This is a genomic window from Bradyrhizobium sp. OAE829, assembly GCF_040546575.1.
Taxonomy (GTDB): domain Bacteria; phylum Pseudomonadota; class Alphaproteobacteria; order Rhizobiales; family Xanthobacteraceae; genus Bradyrhizobium.
On sequence record NZ_JBEPOE010000001.1, the window covers coordinates 4,112,087 to 4,128,193 of the forward strand.

The 16,107-nt window shown below is 60.4% G+C and carries 16 protein-coding genes and 2 pseudogenes; 12 read left to right on the forward strand and 6 right to left on the reverse strand.

Annotated features, from left to right (window positions below; genetic code table 11):
- Nucleotides 1-11: 11 nt before the first annotated feature.
- Together ABIE49_RS19910 and ABIE49_RS19915 are read right to left on the reverse strand one after the other, a co-directional pair.
- The gene (locus tag ABIE49_RS19910; RefSeq protein ID WP_192739111.1) at nt 12-497 is read right to left on the reverse strand and encodes an Hsp20/alpha crystallin family protein; all 486 of its coding nucleotides are present in this window, start codon (nt 495-497) and stop codon (nt 12-14) included.
- 96 nt (nt 498-593) lie between these two features.
- The gene (locus ABIE49_RS19915) at nt 594-1,046 is read right to left on the reverse strand and encodes an Hsp20 family protein (RefSeq protein WP_192739110.1); all 453 of its coding nucleotides are present in this window, start codon (nt 1,044-1,046) and stop codon (nt 594-596) included.
- A gap of 716 nt (nt 1,047-1,762) precedes the next feature.
- Between ABIE49_RS19915 and ABIE49_RS19920 the strand changes: the two genes are divergently transcribed.
- The 8 genes and pseudogenes from ABIE49_RS19920 to ABIE49_RS40075 all read left to right on the forward strand — a co-directional run bounded on the left by ABIE49_RS19920 (nt 1,763) and on the right by ABIE49_RS40075 (nt 9,089).
- Complete coding sequence (locus ABIE49_RS19920) at nt 1,763-2,554, forward strand: hypothetical protein (RefSeq protein WP_192739109.1); 792 nt, start codon at nt 1,763-1,765, stop codon at nt 2,552-2,554.
- A 35-nt stretch (nt 2,555-2,589) separates the two neighbouring features.
- Nucleotides 2,590-3,501, forward strand: a complete 912-nt coding sequence (gene rpoH, locus ABIE49_RS19925; protein WP_192739158.1) for an RNA polymerase sigma factor RpoH — start codon at nt 2,590-2,592, stop codon at nt 3,499-3,501.
- Between the two features lie 13 nt (nt 3,502-3,514).
- Nucleotides 3,515-4,645 carry a glycosyltransferase family 4 protein gene (locus tag ABIE49_RS19930; protein ID WP_192739108.1) on the forward strand — a complete coding sequence of 377 codons (1,131 nt, stop codon included), beginning with the start codon at nt 3,515-3,517 and terminating at the stop codon, nt 4,643-4,645.
- Nucleotides 4,646-5,016: 371 nt separating this feature from the next.
- Nucleotides 5,017-5,217 (forward strand): hypothetical protein, encoded by a 201-nt coding sequence (locus tag ABIE49_RS19935; protein WP_145831225.1) that lies wholly within the window; start codon nt 5,017-5,019, stop codon nt 5,215-5,217.
- 254 nt (nt 5,218-5,471) lie between these two features.
- A complete protein-coding gene (locus ABIE49_RS19940; RefSeq protein ID WP_192739107.1) occupies nt 5,472-6,104 on the forward strand; it encodes a LabA-like NYN domain-containing protein in 633 nt (210 codons plus the stop codon).
- A gap of 622 nt (nt 6,105-6,726) precedes the next feature.
- Entirely contained in the window at nt 6,727-7,191 is a 465-nt protein-coding gene (locus ABIE49_RS19945) for a hypothetical protein (protein WP_192739106.1), read from the forward strand.
- 242 nt (nt 7,192-7,433) lie between these two features.
- Nucleotides 7,434-8,509, forward strand: a pseudogene (locus tag ABIE49_RS19950) (YihY/virulence factor BrkB family protein).
- Between the two features lie 244 nt (nt 8,510-8,753).
- Nucleotides 8,754-9,089, forward strand: a complete 336-nt coding sequence (locus ABIE49_RS40075) for a hypothetical protein (protein ID WP_192739105.1) — start codon at nt 8,754-8,756, stop codon at nt 9,087-9,089.
- 188 nt (nt 9,090-9,277) lie between these two features.
- Here the strand turns inward: ABIE49_RS40075 and ABIE49_RS19960 are convergent, their stop codons facing one another.
- The 3 genes and pseudogenes from ABIE49_RS19960 to ABIE49_RS19970 all read right to left on the reverse strand — a co-directional run bounded on the left by ABIE49_RS19960 (nt 9,278) and on the right by ABIE49_RS19970 (nt 10,736).
- Entirely contained in the window at nt 9,278-9,562 is a 285-nt protein-coding gene (locus ABIE49_RS19960; RefSeq protein WP_354066898.1) for a transporter, read from the reverse strand.
- 13 nt (nt 9,563-9,575) lie between these two features.
- Nucleotides 9,576-9,824 (reverse strand): annotated as a pseudogene (locus tag ABIE49_RS19965) (SUMF1/EgtB/PvdO family nonheme iron enzyme); the annotation flags it as partial.
- A gap of 150 nt (nt 9,825-9,974) precedes the next feature.
- A complete protein-coding gene (locus ABIE49_RS19970) occupies nt 9,975-10,736 on the reverse strand; it encodes a Crp/Fnr family transcriptional regulator (RefSeq protein ID WP_192739104.1) in 762 nt (253 codons plus the stop codon).
- Between the two features lie 999 nt (nt 10,737-11,735).
- Between ABIE49_RS19970 and ABIE49_RS19975 the strand changes: the two genes are divergently transcribed.
- From ABIE49_RS19975 to ABIE49_RS19985, 3 genes are all read left to right on the forward strand, one after another.
- Complete coding sequence (locus ABIE49_RS19975; RefSeq protein ID WP_192739103.1) at nt 11,736-12,479, forward strand: Crp/Fnr family transcriptional regulator; 744 nt, start codon at nt 11,736-11,738, stop codon at nt 12,477-12,479.
- A gap of 99 nt (nt 12,480-12,578) precedes the next feature.
- The gene (locus tag ABIE49_RS19980) at nt 12,579-12,926 is read left to right on the forward strand and encodes a response regulator (RefSeq protein WP_354066899.1); all 348 of its coding nucleotides are present in this window, start codon (nt 12,579-12,581) and stop codon (nt 12,924-12,926) included.
- A gap of 123 nt (nt 12,927-13,049) precedes the next feature.
- Entirely contained in the window at nt 13,050-13,286 is a 237-nt protein-coding gene (locus tag ABIE49_RS19985) for a hypothetical protein (protein ID WP_192739102.1), read from the forward strand.
- Between the two features lie 212 nt (nt 13,287-13,498).
- Here ABIE49_RS19985 and ligD read toward each other — a convergent pair whose 3' ends face one another.
- Nucleotides 13,499-14,500: a non-homologous end-joining DNA ligase gene (gene ligD / locus ABIE49_RS19990; RefSeq protein WP_354066900.1), complete on the reverse strand. Its 1,002-nt coding sequence runs from the start codon at nt 14,498-14,500 to the stop codon at nt 13,499-13,501.
- 413 nt (nt 14,501-14,913) lie between these two features.
- Here ligD and ABIE49_RS19995 point away from each other — a divergent pair, with 413 nt between their 5' ends.
- Entirely contained in the window at nt 14,914-15,957 is a 1,044-nt protein-coding gene (locus ABIE49_RS19995; protein WP_210337479.1) for a PAS domain S-box protein, read from the forward strand.
- Nucleotides 15,958-16,107 lie beyond the last annotated feature (150 nt).

The window sequence follows — 16,107 nt, forward strand, 5'->3', positions numbered from 1 at the left end:
CCGCGCCGCGGTTACTTGCCGTTGATGGCAATTCGTTTCACCTTCTGCCGTTCGCTCGGTAACTTCGCCAGCGTCACGGTGAGAACGCCATCCTTGAACGACGCCACGACCTTGTCCTGGTCGACGTCATCGATCGGGATGGAACGCTCGAAGCGCCCGTAGTAGCGCTCGGTAAAGCGTCGCTCCTTGTCCTCGGTCTCGTTCTTCTTCTCGCCGCTAATGGTCAACAGGCCGTCCCCGAGTTCGACATTGACGTCCTTCTCCTGGAGGCCGGGAAGTTCGGCGACGACCTTAACCTCCGTGTCAGTCTCGTTGACCTCGACGCTCGGCCATCCCATTGCCTGAGAGCTGAACGGGGCGATATCGAACGAGCGAAACGTATCGTCGAACGGCCGATTCATCTCGCGGTGAAGCACGAGAAACGGATTGGGCTCATTGCGATTCAGGCTCAGATCACGAGAGCCGTTGTTCCACGGTATCAGATCGCGTAGTGCCATAATTGTCCTCCTTTGTTCCATAGTTTTGCTGGACAGAACTCACCTGCACGCGGCGGCGCCGCGCACAGGCAGTTCGACACTTTGAACGGAACTCCGTCAGGCCGCCTGCTTCTGCTCGATTTGCTGGTTTTCGTTGCTGGCGACTTCGATCATTATGCGACGCGGCTTCATCGCCTCCGGCACTTCCCGAACCAGTGCAATCTTCAGCATACCGCTTTCGAAGGCGGCGTCTTTCACCTGGACAAAGTCCGCCAGGTTGAAGACGCGGCGGAACGGCCGCATTGAGATTCCCTGATACAGATAGTCGTGATCACCCTTGTTCGCCTTGTGGCCCTCGACGGTGAGCGTCGATTGCTTCGCGGTGATGGTGATCTCTTCCGAGCCGAAGCCGGCCAGCGCCAGTGAAATCTGGTACTGGTCCTCGTCGATACGCTCGATGTCATACAGCGGATAATCATCGCTGTCGTTCATCGTGTCGTTGACGAGATCAAACAGGCGATCGAACCCGACGCTCGAACGCCAAAACGGAGACAGATCGTAGGTTCTCATAACCACATCCTCCTTTGAGCAACATGGAAAGAGCAACGCCGGCGCATTCTCCGGCGGCCTTGGCCGGACCCTGACGGCATCCGGCGTCACGCTTGTGACACTAAAAGAACTAGAAGCGTTCGGCTTGGTTTCAAGATCCCGGCCGGCGCGCGTCTTACAATTTTCAACACGGGAGTGGCTTCGGTAAAGCCATCAAGCGTGCGGCCGTACCCGTTCGCACCCGGACTTATCGAGTGACCGACATTTGACGCAGTCGAAACCCATGCCTCGAGCAAGCGCGGCCCTCTGGTCCCGGGCATTCGCACCTCTTGACCGCCGGCGCCGCTTTCCTAAATCCACCGCCGCCAAGGCCTTTGTAGGACTGGCGCCAGATCCCGCAGGGAGATGGCTGTTAGGCGGTCCACGTTGCTTTCAGGAGGATGTGGCGGAGGAACGATGCACGGTGTACTCGCAGCTTTTATCGCGTTCGCCACGCTCTTCAGCGCAAGCGAAGCGGCCGCTGCGCAGCGAACGAAGCTGAAGCAGCATAGCGGCTCGAACGCCGTCGTTCAGACGGAGGCACCGCAGCAGATACCGTCCGGTCGAAGCACAAGGTCCAACCGTGCCGGCGACAGGAACCCGGTTTTCCGCGCCGAAGACATTGTCCCGGACATCTGCAAGGGGTGCTCTTCCTGACCTGACGGACTGGTCGCAAGAGCATGGATGAACCATGCTGCTTGGCCTTAGCTCCCAAGAGGCGCACTGCCGCGAACGACAATGATCGAAAGACCATCGCTGAACCCGCCGGCATTCGCACGGGATGCGGTAGCTCGCGGCCGGCGCGGCGGCGCCATGATCACGAGAACAGCCCGCAGCAAGGGGTTTACGTCTTTATCGTCGAGCGGCGCGGCTTCCCGTCTTTCGAGCCGCTGATGGAATGGATCGGTGACGACGACCCACTCGTGACAGTTGAGCTCAATTCTTCGACGCTCGGGGCCGCGATCCTTTGCGCCAACCGTCAGCGGCTTTCCGTCCGTCGTGCAGACCACCCCAGAGCGGGCACCGCAAAAATGAAGCAGGCTTTCTGGGACGAAACCTTCGGGTGGCTCGGACTAGGTGCCCTTCAGGACAGCTACGGCAAGGCCGTTCCGGTGCGGTTCGTCCGGACCGATCGCCGCGGCGAGAAAGGCTGGACTTCGCCCATGGCGGCGGTGCGGATGGGAGCATGGATGGCGAAACCTGATGGCCTGGACGTGGATCGAATATTGATCGACCAGGCAATCACCGAAGGCATGCCTGGCAGGCCTTCGCTCCAGCACGAGGTCCAGCCTGAGCTGCTGGCGCTCAGGGCGCGAACGTTCCGGCGGATAATGCCATGCCAGCGCCAGCACACGCCGCATAACCGGTCCCGCCGCAATTCGCTACGTCATTCAAATCTCGAAGGAACATTTCGGGCGCCACGACATTTTGTGGTCGCCGGCTGCATGAGGCACTTAGGGCGCCGTCAGGGCCCAAGCCCATGCCCGTAGCTCGAACCCCACTTTGCTCTAAGGAGGAATTGGAAATGAGCACCCTTTCAATCGTGTCGAATCTGCCTCCGCTTCACGCGGACGGCGGGCTCCCCCGCTACCTCGCCGCCATTCGCAAGTTTCCGCTGCTGGATCCGGCCGACGAGGCGATGTACGCACGCCGTTGGCGAGAGGACGGCGATCGCGAAGCGGCCTATCGCCTGGTGACCAGTCACCTTCGGTTGGCCGCAAAGCTCGCCCTTCGATATCGCGGCTACGGCCTTCCCGTCGCCGACCTGATCTCGGAAGCGAATGTCGGCCTGATGCTGGCGGTCAAGCGGTTCAAGCCCGAAAAAGGCGTCCGGCTTGCCACCTATGCGATGTGGTGGATCAAGGCGACCCTTCATGAGTACGTTCTGAAGTCCTGGTCCTTAGTGAAAATCGGCACCACGGCGGCCCAGAAGAAGTTGTTTTTCAAGCTCCGGAAACTCAAGAGCCAGATTTCGGCAGGCGAGGAAGCCGACCTGTCGCCGGACCAGGTTGGTTACATCGCCGAACAGCTGCAGGTCCTTCCCCGGGAGGTCGTCGAGATGAATGGCAGGATCCGCGGCGACATTTCGCTTAACTTGCCGCTGACCCAGCAGGACGGCTCGGAGCAAATGCAAGATTACCTGGTTGATCCGTCGCCAGACCCCGAAAGCCTGTTGTCCGAAAGAGTCGATCGCGAACGGGTCCGTTCCGCACTCGAAGACGCACTGGCTGCCCTGACTTCCCGGGAGCGTCACATCATCGAAGCGCGCTTCTTGGCGGAACGGCCGAAGACATTGGACGAACTTGGCCCGACCTTCGGCGTGTCGCGCGAACGGATTCGCCAGATCGAAGTTCGTGCGCTGCAAAAGATTAGGAGCGCACTGAGCGCCCGGCTCGATGGAACGCTCCTGCCGATCGGTGAACGGCCGGGGCGATGACGGAGAGACGCAAATGAGAATTGCGCAGATCGCTCCGCTATTCGAGAGCGTTCCGCCTCGGCTCTACGGCGGAACGGAGCGGGTCGTTTCATACCTGACCGAGGAACTCGTCCGGCAAGGACATCGGGTGACTCTGTTCGCGAGCGGAGACTCCATCACCTCCGCCGAACTGGTGCCTTGCATCCCGCGCGCGTTGCGCCTCGATCCGGGCGTCCGCGATCCCCTGCCCCACCATATGGTTATGCTCGACAAGGTAGCCGAGCGCGCCAGCGAGTTTGATGTCCTCCATTTCCACATCGATTACCTGCATTTCCCGCTTTTCCGTTTCGAGCGCGGCAGGGCGTTGACCACCCTGCACGGCAGGCAGGACCTCGCCGACCACATGCCGTTCTACCGCCGGTTCTCCGACATGCCGCTGGTTTCGATTTCGAACGCGCAGCGGACGCCGCTGTCGGGCGCGAACTTCGTCGCAACCGTCCATCATGGACTGCCGCTCGATCTGCTGACGCCGAACTTCCAGCCGAGAGGCGGTTATCTTGCTTTCTTGGGGCGCATCTCGCCTGAGAAACGGCCCGACCGCGCGATCGCGATTGCGCGGCAGGCCGGTCTTCCGCTCAAGATCGCGGCAAAGGTCGACAAGGCGGACGATGCCTACTTCCGGGACGTGGTCGCCCCGATGCTGGAGGGGCCGGGAATCGAGTTCGTCGGCGAGATCTGCGAGAATGCCAAGAGCGAGTTTCTCGGCCAAGCGGCCGGGTTGCTGTTTCCGATCGACTGGCCCGAGCCGTTCGGCCTGGTCATGATCGAAGCGATGGCATGCGGCACGCCGGTGCTCGCATTTCGCTGCGGGTCGGTGCCGGAGATCGTCGAAGATGGGGTGACGGGATGCATCGTATCCGACGTCGACCAGGCCGTGCGGGCCATTCCCCATTTGCTGGCGCTCGACCGCAGGATCATCCGTTCCAGATTCGAGGACCGGTTCTCTTCTGCCCGCATGGCGGCCGATTATGTCCGGGTCTACCAGAAGATACTACGCAGACACCCGGCGCCGGACCGCCAGCTTTCGGCGCGCGCTGCACGTTCGGCGGCGCCAATCGACACGGCGTGGGAGCCGGCTCCCGGGGCAGCGTTTAGGGGCAACTGAAAACGGTAGCAGGACGACTATCGGCAGCGCTTCAGAGAGCCCCCGGGGGACAGTTGATCCGGCCGATAAGCGGATGGCCGTAGATCAGGCTCGCAAGCGGAACCCAAAAATAAATGGCCGCAGCCAATCGGCCTGCGGCCCACCGGAATATCGATTGCTGATTGAAATGTCGTCTGCCCGGTGCCCTGACACTACAACACAGTCGCCGCGAGATTTGGATTCCGTAAAATTACGGATTGGAGCTGGAGCTTTCTAATACGCGCCCCCCATCAACTGGCTGATGAACGGCTTCGTCGCGAATGGCTCCCGCCGGCATGCCTGGACCGGGGCGGTCGATAGGCCGAAGCCACCAGCATCAGAAAGAGCGCGCGATGACCTTGGTACCTGGCGGCGGTCCGGCTGCCTTCCGAGCCCTGCAAGACGGCGCGACCATCGGTCGTGCAGACTTGCCACCGAAAAGCCCGGCCGCGTTTTCTCAGGCGAATTTCAAAAAGGGCAAGTTGATCCGGCATTGCTATCGTCTGTCTTTGCTTCGTGGCGCAGGTTCAACTGTTACTGAAAAACGATTTTGAAACCCAAACGATCCGCATCGCTACGTTGAAAATTAATGTCGGGCATCAGACATTCGTGCTACAATTGGCTCCATTGATGGCATGCCTCGGGCATGTCCGATGAATGAGAGCGCGTCTGCTTCCGCCCGGATATTGGGTGAGCAGTGTGAGCGGCGACTGACAAGCCGCCCCACCGCGACTTCGGATCGCTTCAGTACCCATAACCGGAGCCCGTACGGCCGCGACGCCGCACCGGACCAATTCGAGCGCGCAAAATGTCGTCCTCACCAGCCAAGATTGCGCTCTTCATCGATGGCCCCAACCTTTACGGCACCGCCAAGTCGCTCGGATTCGACATCGACTACAAGCGCCTCCTGAGCGAATTCCAGGGCCGCGGCACGCTGCTCCGCGCGTTCTACTACACGGCCATCATAGAGGATCAGGAGTACTCCTCGATCCGGCCGCTGGTCGACTGGCTCGACTACAACGGCTACACCGTCGTGACCAAGGCAACCAAGGAATACGTCGACGCCTCCGGGCGCCACAAGGTCAAGGGCGACATGCGCATCGAGCTCACGGTCCATGCCATGGAACTCGCCCCACATGTCGACGAGATGATCCTGCTTTCCGGCGATGGCGATTTCCGCTCGCTGGTCGAGGCGGTGCAGCGCCGCGGCGTCCGCGTCACGGTGGTCTCCAGCGTCGCCAGCCAGCCGCCGATGATCGCGGACGAACTCCGCCGCCAGGCGGACATCTTCACCGACCTGGTCGAGCTACGGGCCAAGGTGGGCCGGGATCCCTCCGAGCGCCCGCCGCCGCGCGAGCGCAGCGAGATACGCGCACCGCAGTTCGTGCAGCGTGTCACGGGCATAGCTCCGCGCGGAGACGCCGACGAGTTCAATCGCTGATGCACTGCAAGCGCCGGGGCCGACTGCAAACGCTACCGATTAATTTAGTCACTGATCAGCGCCGCAAAACTCGAACGCGACCACGTCTGTCTAGGAGGCGTTGGCCGTCTGCCGTGGTCTGGTCTGTCGCCGGCGACGTCGCGCCGCTCTACGCGAAGGCGATCCGGTCCGGAAACGATGAGGCTTGCAGGACGAGGCGTTGCCGGCGGCGGTTCCGACGCGGTTATCTGGGCCTGCTGCGGCCTGGGTGCCACGGCCTTGCTCTCCATCGGATCTAGATCGGACCGGCCTGCATCGGTGATGCGCCGGTGATGCCTCCATCTCCAATCTGATGGCGGATTCCAGTTCTTCGGCTTCCTCAAGCTGATTGCTTTCAGCGCGGGATCGAGACCATCGCCTTTGGCTATCCGCGCGAGCGCTTGTCTTTGAACAGCGGGCTGCGAGCCTTAGCTCCGCTACGACAGTGCCGGGGCGCAGTCTTGCCGCCCCCAATGACTGGTCGGGGCGCGACCCATTGTCCGCTTGCCAACCGGCTGCAAAGGGCCACATTTTTTTCCGTTGAGCGCGCAGACTCCCGCACGCACCCGGGACATGGAGTTTCTTGAATCCAGGGAGATAGCAGGTGGGCAAGGAACGAAGAAGCGAAGAGGAACTACGGCAGATGATGTTGGCCGCCGCTCGCCAGCACGAAGAGTGCAGCGATCTGGAAGACCTTTTCATATTCGGGCCCACGCCACGCCGGGATGCCAATTGGGGTTTCGGGATCGCGGGCAAGGAGAACAAGGTGTCCGTGGCTTGCTTTAACCGCCTCGACCGGATCGCCAGTGACCTTCAGCAGAAATATGAACTGCACCCCGTCAAGGCTGGTCGGCGCGATATCGAAGCGAGGGTTTGGTCCCTGGTCCATGATCACCCCACACTCGCAGCGTCGCTGTCGCGCGAAGGCGGTGCCTACGACATCGCTACCTTCAGGCCGCTGAACGGGCGACCGAACTGGACAATGGAATGGACAACCGACGATCAGTCCGCCAAGGCTGCGTTCGACAGGATCGTCCGGTCCGTTCAGACGCAAATCGAACTCGAATAGCCGTCTCGCTTTGGCCTCTTCAAACCAGGCCGCAGCATCGGGCGCGTTGGAACGTTCCGCCGAGACGGTCGTTCCCGGCGTGAGCAGGCCTCAAGTCAGTCCAGCGCTGACGGGCTGTTTCCCGCAGAGACGAAGCCATGGCGATGGTAGCTAACAACGCAGGCGACTCCGCAGGAGCCGATCGGGAAGGACCGCCGGCCCGGCTGGACAAGTGGACCGTCATCTCGGGGTCCGTTCTGCTGATGGTGGCAACCCTGACGGCATTCTTGGCGCCAGCGGAAGACCGCCCTCGCAAAGCCTCCGACGGAAGAAGTCGTTTGGGCGACAGGTCAGGCGACATAGCGCCGTGCGAGGTAGCCGCCGAGACCCGGGACCGGGACGATCGCGGCCGGCTGGCGAGTTCGCCTTTCGAAATGCCTGCCCGCGGGTGGAAGGATATGCTGCGGGTCTATTCCAACATTTCCGAACACCGCGTCTTGGCGCTGGCGGCCGGCATGACCTACTACAGCCTGCTGGCGATCTTCCCGGCGATCGCGGCGCTGGTCGCGATCTACGGTCTATTTTCCGATCCGACCGCCATCGGCTGGCACTTGGACCAGCTCTCCGGGATCTTGCCCGGTGGCGCGCTCGACGTCGCCCGGGACCAGCTCACGCGGGTCGCGTCGAAGGGCACCGGGACGCTGGGGACGACCTTCGTCATCGGGCTTCTGGTTTCGCTTTGGAGCGCCAACGCCGCGATGAAGTCCCTGTTCGACACGCTGAACATCGTCTACGGCGAGAAGGAGAAGCGCGAATTCCTGAAGCTGAACGCCGTTTCGCTGTCCTTCACGCTCGCCGGGATCCTGTTCGTGCTCGCGGCGCTGGGCGCAGTGGTGGTCATCCCGGTCGTCCTCAATTTCATCGGCCTGTCGAACTCCGCCGACTTGATGCTGCGCATCGCGCGCTGGCCCGCGATGTTCGTCGCGGTAGCGCTGGCGCTGGCGCTCATCTATCGCTACGGGCCCAGCCGTGAGGCGCCGCAATGGCGCTGGATCACCTGGGGCAGCGCCGTGGCCGCGGTGCTCTGGCTCGCGGCCTCCGCGCTGTTCTCCTGGTATGCCGCGAGTTTCGGCAAGTTCAACGAGACCTACGGCTCCCTCGGCGCCGTGATCGGCTTCATGACGTGGCTCTGGATCTCGGCCATCGTCATTCTGCTGGGGCCGAACTCGACGCCGAAATGGAGCATCAGACCGCTCGCGACACGACAACCGGCTCGCCGCAGCCGATGGGGACGCGGGGCGCCACAATGGCCGACACCGTCGGATCCGCCCGCGCCTGACGCCCTTGGAGCCTTGCACGCTTCCACACGCCCTTGTCCGGAACCAGCGGCGGCGCCTGCGGTTGGAAATCAGTTCTTACCGTGAGAGGATTGGACATGGCCACCAACAAGCCGACGGGCGACAACGCCCGCTGGCGAAAGGCGTCGAATTGTCCTCTGTGAAGTCTTCGAGGCCGCCGCCATTTGGCGCTCGATAAAGATACGCGATTCCCGGAATGACGAAGCCTCGGAAATATTCAAGCAATTGATCGCCACCGTCCCTCTCATCGAAGACAGCACCATGCTCGCTTATTGTGAGCTTTGGGATGACGACGCGAATAGAGAGGTTCACTCCGAGCTGGTGAGAGCCGTTGGATTTGGATTTTTGCCACGCTCGGCTTCCGAGTTCGTCGCACGCTTCATTGCCTACCGCACCGGCGGTCGCCAACGAACGGCGATGTTGCTGGAGATCGCGTCCAGCGCAGAGTTCGCGGAAGCGGCTTGGCCACCGTTAAGCTCCAATCAGTGGCCTGTGCGTTCCTATGCCTCGGAAAGCGCAACACCCGTCAGTTCGCACAAAGTAGCGATGAGGCGATCCTGAAGTCCGGATCGGTGGCCTCACGGGCCGACTGCTCCTGCGGGAGGTGATGCCACTAGCGACCGCTGGCTAAGGCACGGGGCTCGTCGCTTACGGCCGGCCAATTCTGAGTCCGCTGTCCTGTGTCGATGTCCACCGGGGCGTCGCACCTACATGGGTCCAGATGGCCCCGCCTCGGCATCGCTTTCGAGCTACTTCGAATGCCTCGGTCCGCGCGGCGTCGTTGGTTTCTCCGGCACGGCCGGCGCAAAACTCAGCGTGACCATCGCGAATTGGGCCGTCGGCCGGTTCTCGGTGGCGATGTCCCAATAGCCGCGGATGTTCAGATAGCCCGTGTATCCTTCGAACGCGGGAAAGAAGAAGCCGATCTGTGGGCCGATGCCGACCGAGTGGCCCTTGAAATCGCCAAGCTTTGCGCCGGCGCCGCTGTCGCCGGTGACCTGCTGGTAGACATAGCCGGCGGTGCCGACATGCACGCTTGGCGGTCGTCCTGCGCGAAGCCGGAGAACGCCAATTGCTTTCAGCCTCTCGCTTCGGTTCAGACGTCCGATAACAGTCGCCGTCCGTCTTGTGGCCGGTTGATGCGACGAATGCGGCGAACTGGCCTCGGGTCACCGCAAAGCGTCCGACCCCAAACGGCTCAGCAATGACCACCCGAACCTGGTCTTCCCGAGGAGAAGCTACTTCCTCGTCTGGCGTGGCGCCCATGATGAAGCTCGCTGCCGGAACTACCACCATCCTTATCTGAACACGTCCCGTCGAAAAACACGAGCCTGGCCGCCTGGCGCCTCGCTCCTGACGACCTGGAGAAGGCCGTCGCCGTTTCCCCGAAACATTGCGGATTTCTTGAGCTCTCGTGGCCGGGCGGTTATGTAAGGTTGAAAACGATCATACACCGTGGAGTGTGTCGGCCGACGCAAAATGCGGGTGCGCACCCACGACTTCATGCGGGACGATCCGATCGGTTGCACCGCGTATGATGTCGTAGCATTCACAGGTTGCTTCTTCGAGCCGCGCCCTGTCGATTTCGACCAAGCCTCGCCGAACGGATCTGATGGCACCTAAGGCGCGGAGTTTGGCAATCACCTGCGTCACGGTCGTTCGTCGCACCCCGAGCAACTGCGAAAGCGTCTCCTGCGTGAATGGTAGGATGTTTTTGTCCTCGGTTCGATCGTGCAGGTGAAGCAGCCACCGGGCCATGCGGGCCTCGACCGAGTGCAGTCCGTTGCAGGCTGAGACGTGCTGGAACTGCATGAGTATCGACCGCGTGTGCGCCTCGACTACATGTCTGATTGCGCCACTCTTCATGTAGGCTGCATGAAACCGCGACACGGAGATTTGCGATGCGGTGTCGCCCACCCGCACGACCGCGGTCACGGACGACATGAAAGAGGGTCCCAGCACCGATAATGCGCCGATCGCTCCCTCGCGGCCGATTACCGCAGTTGCGATCGTTTCTCCGTTCGGAAGGCTGAGCATGAAGGTGATGGCACCGCTATGGGGAAAGTAAACATGGTCGCGTCGATCTCCCGCTCGTATCACCACGGCGTCCTGTTCAAGCGACACCTTCTGGAGAGGGGCGAGCAAAGCGAGGTCTGCCGATGGCAACGCGGCGAGAAGACGATTACCGACGCTCGCCGGACGCCCCATCACGAGCGATTTCCTGCCTCAGAAGAACACACAGCTCTCCTGGAATGTCTTTGGCAGGAATGTCTTCTGCGCTGCGCCAACACCAACTCCACGTTCATCGTGCCGACTTTGAACGGCCTTCATGGATATAATGCTTGCTGAGCACCTTAACGCGCCGTGCCAGTAAAGGTAAGGCGAACCCTTGAGGCCGCGTCGCAGGTGATCGGACGGGACCGCTATCACGACGCTGCCGTTGTTCTCCGAACACGCGAAGCGCAACATCATCATCGATCGTTCCCGCGAGAAACTACGAGCTCTTGCGCGGCATGCGACTGTTACGAGCGCATCGAGAAGCGCTACGAGAAGCTGCTGGGGCCGCTCGACTAAATTTCTTCCAGCTTTCGGAACGAGTCCGCCGAGACTGGGTTTGGCGTCTACTGGCAGTGTCGGATACCCGACACTTTCAGGCACTTTGCCCTGCTCAGCCGCGGACGTCGGTCAGATGCAGCCCAGCGCTCGCAAGGACTGTGCTTATCGTCGAGGACGAGCTTTTAGTCCGGATCGATACCAGAGCGGCCATCGAGATGGCCGGCTTTGACGTCCTCGAGGCCGGTTTTGGTGGCGATAAGCCGACACGGTGGAGGCTTCGGCTTCATCGGCAACTAGAGGCCACGTGGGACGAGGTCGCTCAGGTCTTTTCGGTAGCGAGGCGACTACAGGCGGCCCTCACCTAGGCGGCCGCAATTCACCATTAATCCAGCCCGCGGCGTCGGACCGGAGCGGATCGGCGGGCAGCGTCTTGGTTTCCGTGTGGCCGCATTTTGCGCCGGCACTTTCAATCAGAGTTACGAACACATTCTCTCCCAAATATATCCGCCGAACTGTCTGGTACCCGACTATCAACCCGGAATTAATTAGCTATTGCCGTTACTTGCGCCCATTATGGGTCTATCGCCGGATCGTCAGGCATCGGTGACAGAGAGAGTTGAAGCTCCCGCCTAACTCGCGCTGGAGCTCCTCGTGGCCGCTGAAAATCACCTCCCGAGCAAGCTAGATGCTTCAGCGCTGGCCCTGCTGAAACCGCACATGCGGACAATCACGGTTGAACATGGCGAGTTGCTCCACAGCTCCTCATCTGACATCGAGTTCGCCTATTTCCCGCGCTCCTGCATCGTTTCCGTTCTCGCGACCACCGAGCAGGGCGCGACCGCCGAGACCTCCATCGTCGGGCGCGAAGGCATGATCGGATCGTCGACCATACACGGCATCACGACCTCGTTCGCAGACTCGGTCGTGCAAGTCGCCGGTGAAGCCGTGAGAATCCATGCTGCGGAAGTTCACCGTGTCGGACAGGCCAGCGAAAGCTTTCGAAAAATCGTAGCCCTGTTCGATCTCTCTTTGCTGGCCCAGTCGCAGCAATCGACCGCCTGTCAGGCCCTACACCAAGTCGAAAACCGGGCTGCGCGCTGGCTCCTGCAGTGCAGGAGACGACTGGGCAGCAACGATATCCGCCTGACCCAGGAATTCTTCGGGCAAATGCTCGGGGTGCAGCGCACAACCATTAATCTGGTCGAGCGCACACACTGCAGAATGCCGGTCTCATTCAAATCGGCCGAGGTCGCATCTCCATCGTCGACGCCAAGGGACTGCAGGACGTCTCGTGCGACTGTTACGCTCGCATCGAGCGCCGGTACGAGGAGTTGCTGGGCCCTCTCGACTAATTTGCTCTCGCCTGCGGAACGACTTCGCCGAGACTGTGTTTGACGTCTAGCGGTAGTGTCGGGTATCCGACACTTAAGGCACTTTGCCCCTGCCAAGCACGGACGTCGGTCAGATGCGCCCAGCGCTTGCAAGCGCCCTGTTGTGCTCATTGTCGAGGACGAATTTCTGATCCGGATGGACACCAGAGCGTCCCTCGAGGCGGCCGGATTTGACGTCCTCGAGGCCGGCCATGCAGACGAGGCCATCGCGATTCTGTCGGCCCGCAGCGATATTCGCCTCATCTTCACCGACGTAAACATGCCGGGTTCAATGGACGGGCTGAAGCTTGCCCATTTCGTCAGAGAACGCTGGCCGCCGATCAAGATCGTGGCGACGTCAGGCCGCGCCCGCATCCCAGCGAGCGACCTGCCGGAGGGCGCGCACTTTGTGCCCAAGCCCTATTCCGCTGCGGAGATCACCGCGACATTTCATGAACTCGTCCAAGGCTAGATTGGCAAGCGTCGAACGTTAGCCATTATTCGCCCGGGATTTAGTCGGATATCGGACAGACGAGTAACGCGAGCTTTCTTCAAATTATGGCCCCTTTCAACCATTAGCTGGGAGGACAGCGCCATGGCAAAGAGGCGGCGCATCAAACACAGTTCGACCTTTGAAGAGAGGCTGAAAGAAGAGGCGATCAAATTTAAAGAAGCAGCTGAAAGACAACCTCCCGGAAGCACTGCCAGGGAATTGCTTTTACGGCGCGCCCGACAAGCCGAAACGGCATCACGCATCAACAATTGGCTTCGATCTCCCGGGCTACAACCGCCCAAGGCATTAGAAAATTTAGTGTCCGATCAGAAAAAGTAAGGCGCACCCGGCGCGACGCTTCAGCGGCCCAGCCTCCACGTGCTTGCGCGCGTTGGGGTGAACGAGCAGAACCTCGAGCCCGCGCGCGCCTTTCGGGTAGGAAAGAATGCCCGAGAGCGGATGCAGGCGAATTTCGGTGCAGCGCAGCTAGGACGCTAAGCCGCCACTTCCCTATTTCGGTTCAGTCGCTCGTAAGCCGCGATCGCGCGGTTCTACAACAGCGGCCGTCGCCGTTCACCTGTGAGGATCATGTCTTCTACGGTCCGCATAAGAAAACGGCTGGTGAATGCCCCGTCATCAATCTGACCGGTCTTCTCCAAATAATCCCACGCGATTTGCACCGCGTATTCCATAAGGTGGGGAAACGGCTCGCTCATGTAGTGAAAAACACTTTTCAAGGCCGCGTTCCTCTTGAGGCCCTTGAACGAGCTTTGTCGCAGCAAGCCTTCCGAAGTGACGTCGCGGTACTCGATATCCGCCGTAAAGACCGGGTCTACCCATGTCGCCTTCGGCTTCTTTACGGCTTTGGTCAGCTTGGACTCTGGACTCTCGACGGCGTCGAGCGCCTTGCGGATTTGGCTTGAGGTCGTGCGATTCCACCCCGCCCCGACCTTACCCATGTAGACCAGCTCCTTGCGTTCCCGCTTGCCAAGGTAGAGCGCGGCGACCCCCGTGGGATCCTTGATGAACCCGATGATCGGAAATTTCCCCTTCATCACGGTTTTGATTTTCAGCCAGGACTCAGTCCGCTCTGATCGGTAAGGCGCGTCGGCCCGCTTCGAGATGATGCCTTCCCAGCCAAGCTTGACGGCATGCTCAAACATCTTCTGCCCGTCGCCGGTGAGGTGCTCGCTGTAAAGGACCGGCAGTCCGACGTCGTTCTCACCAATCAGGTCCCCCAACAGTTGCTTGCGTTCAAGCTGGGGAAGCTTGCGGAGATCTCCGTCTCGCCAGAGAAGATCGAAGGCATAGTAGACCAGCCGGTCTTGGCGTCCTGCGGCGAGTTCGGCCTGCAATTCGGAGAAGTTGGTGCGTCCCTCATGGATGACGACCACCTCACCATCGATGATGGCTTGACCGGTAATGTCGAAGGCACCGGAAATGGTTGAAAAGCGTTTGGTCCAGTCCAGCCCATTGCGGGTGAAGACCTTCTTTTTACCGCTATTGATATGCAGCTGGACGCGGTAGCCGTCGTATTGATTTCGTGAATCCACTGGTCCCCCTTCGGAGCCTTCGGCTTCAGGGTGGCAAGCTGGGGTTTAATGAACCCCGGCATCTCTAAACGCTTAATCACAACGCAACTCACAAAAAGCCCGCCGAAGCTGAGCAACGGCGGGCAGTGTACTCGTACTTTTCCCACGAATCCCTAACGCTCAGGGTACGTCGCCGTTCCTTCGGCTCCCCCCGATACTGCGGTCTATCGGCAGCCCATTCCCCATCGGTGAGTTCGTAGCGCATGAGTCGAGCCACAGTTCGGGAGTTTGAATCACGGCGGTCTGTCCAGACGCAACGCTTCAGGGCAGCCCCTTGGGCGCTTACCGAGTAGAAGGAGACCGACAATTTCCGCTGAAACCGTCCCAATGGACACCTTCTTGCCCTTGCTTTCGGTGCTATGATTGGCACACCAATGGCAGTGCAGCATCTGGGTTTGGGGGTCCTATTGGCGATCAAAGGAGAAGCGGGACTTCAACGGGAATCTCCGGTCAACGAGCCGGCCTCGGAACGTGCCGAGCGCTTGGCCAATCTGCTGGCCTCAATAGTTGAAAATAGCGACGACGTGATCGTTAGCAAAAATTTGGACGGCATTATTACAAGCTGGAACAGGGGGGCTGAGCGCATCTTCGGCTATTCAGCCGCCGAGGCGATCGGCCAGCCTATAACGCTTGTGATCCCGCCGGACCGACAAAACGAAGAACGCGAGATTTTAACTCGCATTCGGCGAGGTGAGCGCGTCGACCATTTTGAGACTGTTCGGCGACGTAGGGATGGTAGCTCAATCGTCGTTTCGCTGACCGTTTCTCCTGTCAAGGATGCCCATGGCAACATCATTGGTGCATCTAAGATTGCTAGAGATATTACCGAGCACAAGCGAGCTCAGGAGCAAATTGGCATTCTGGCTCGCGAGGCGGAGCACCGAAGCAAGAACATCCTCGCGAACGTACAGGCAATCATTAATCTTTCTCAGTCGGACACTTCCGAGGGCCTCAAGGAAGTGATCAGCGGGCGCATCCAAGCGATGGCAAATGTTCACTCGCTGTTTGTTGAAACGCGGTGGATAGGAGCCGAGGTCTCGGCGATCGCCAAGCAGGAGTTCGCCCCTTATCTCCAAGAAGGCCACGACAAGCGGATTGTGATGGAGGGTCTGCAAATCGTTTTAGAACCCACCACTGCGCAGGCGATTGCTGTGGTTTTGCATGAATTAGCGACCAACGCTGCTAAGTATGGAGCGCTATCTAACGCGAAAGGCTGGATTGGATTGGCGTGGTCGCGCACCGAGGATGGACAGCTAATGCTCCGCTGGACCGAATTGGGCGGTCCGAGGATAAATGCGCCCGAACGCAAGGGCTTTGGTAGCCGCCTCATCGAAGGAACGATCAGCCCACTTGGCGGCAAGGTGCATTTTGATTGGCGCGCGGAAGGGCTAGTTTGCGAAATCGCCGTTCCGACGTAAAACCCAATCGAGCTTGGCTTCGCTGCTCTCACGCCCCACGAACTTGGTCGCTATAGGACAAAGCGGAAGTCACCGGTCACATGACGTCGCCGGGTTTATAGGTACACGGCCTAATCAATTTTGAGCAACCCAGCCGCCTTACTGTTTGCG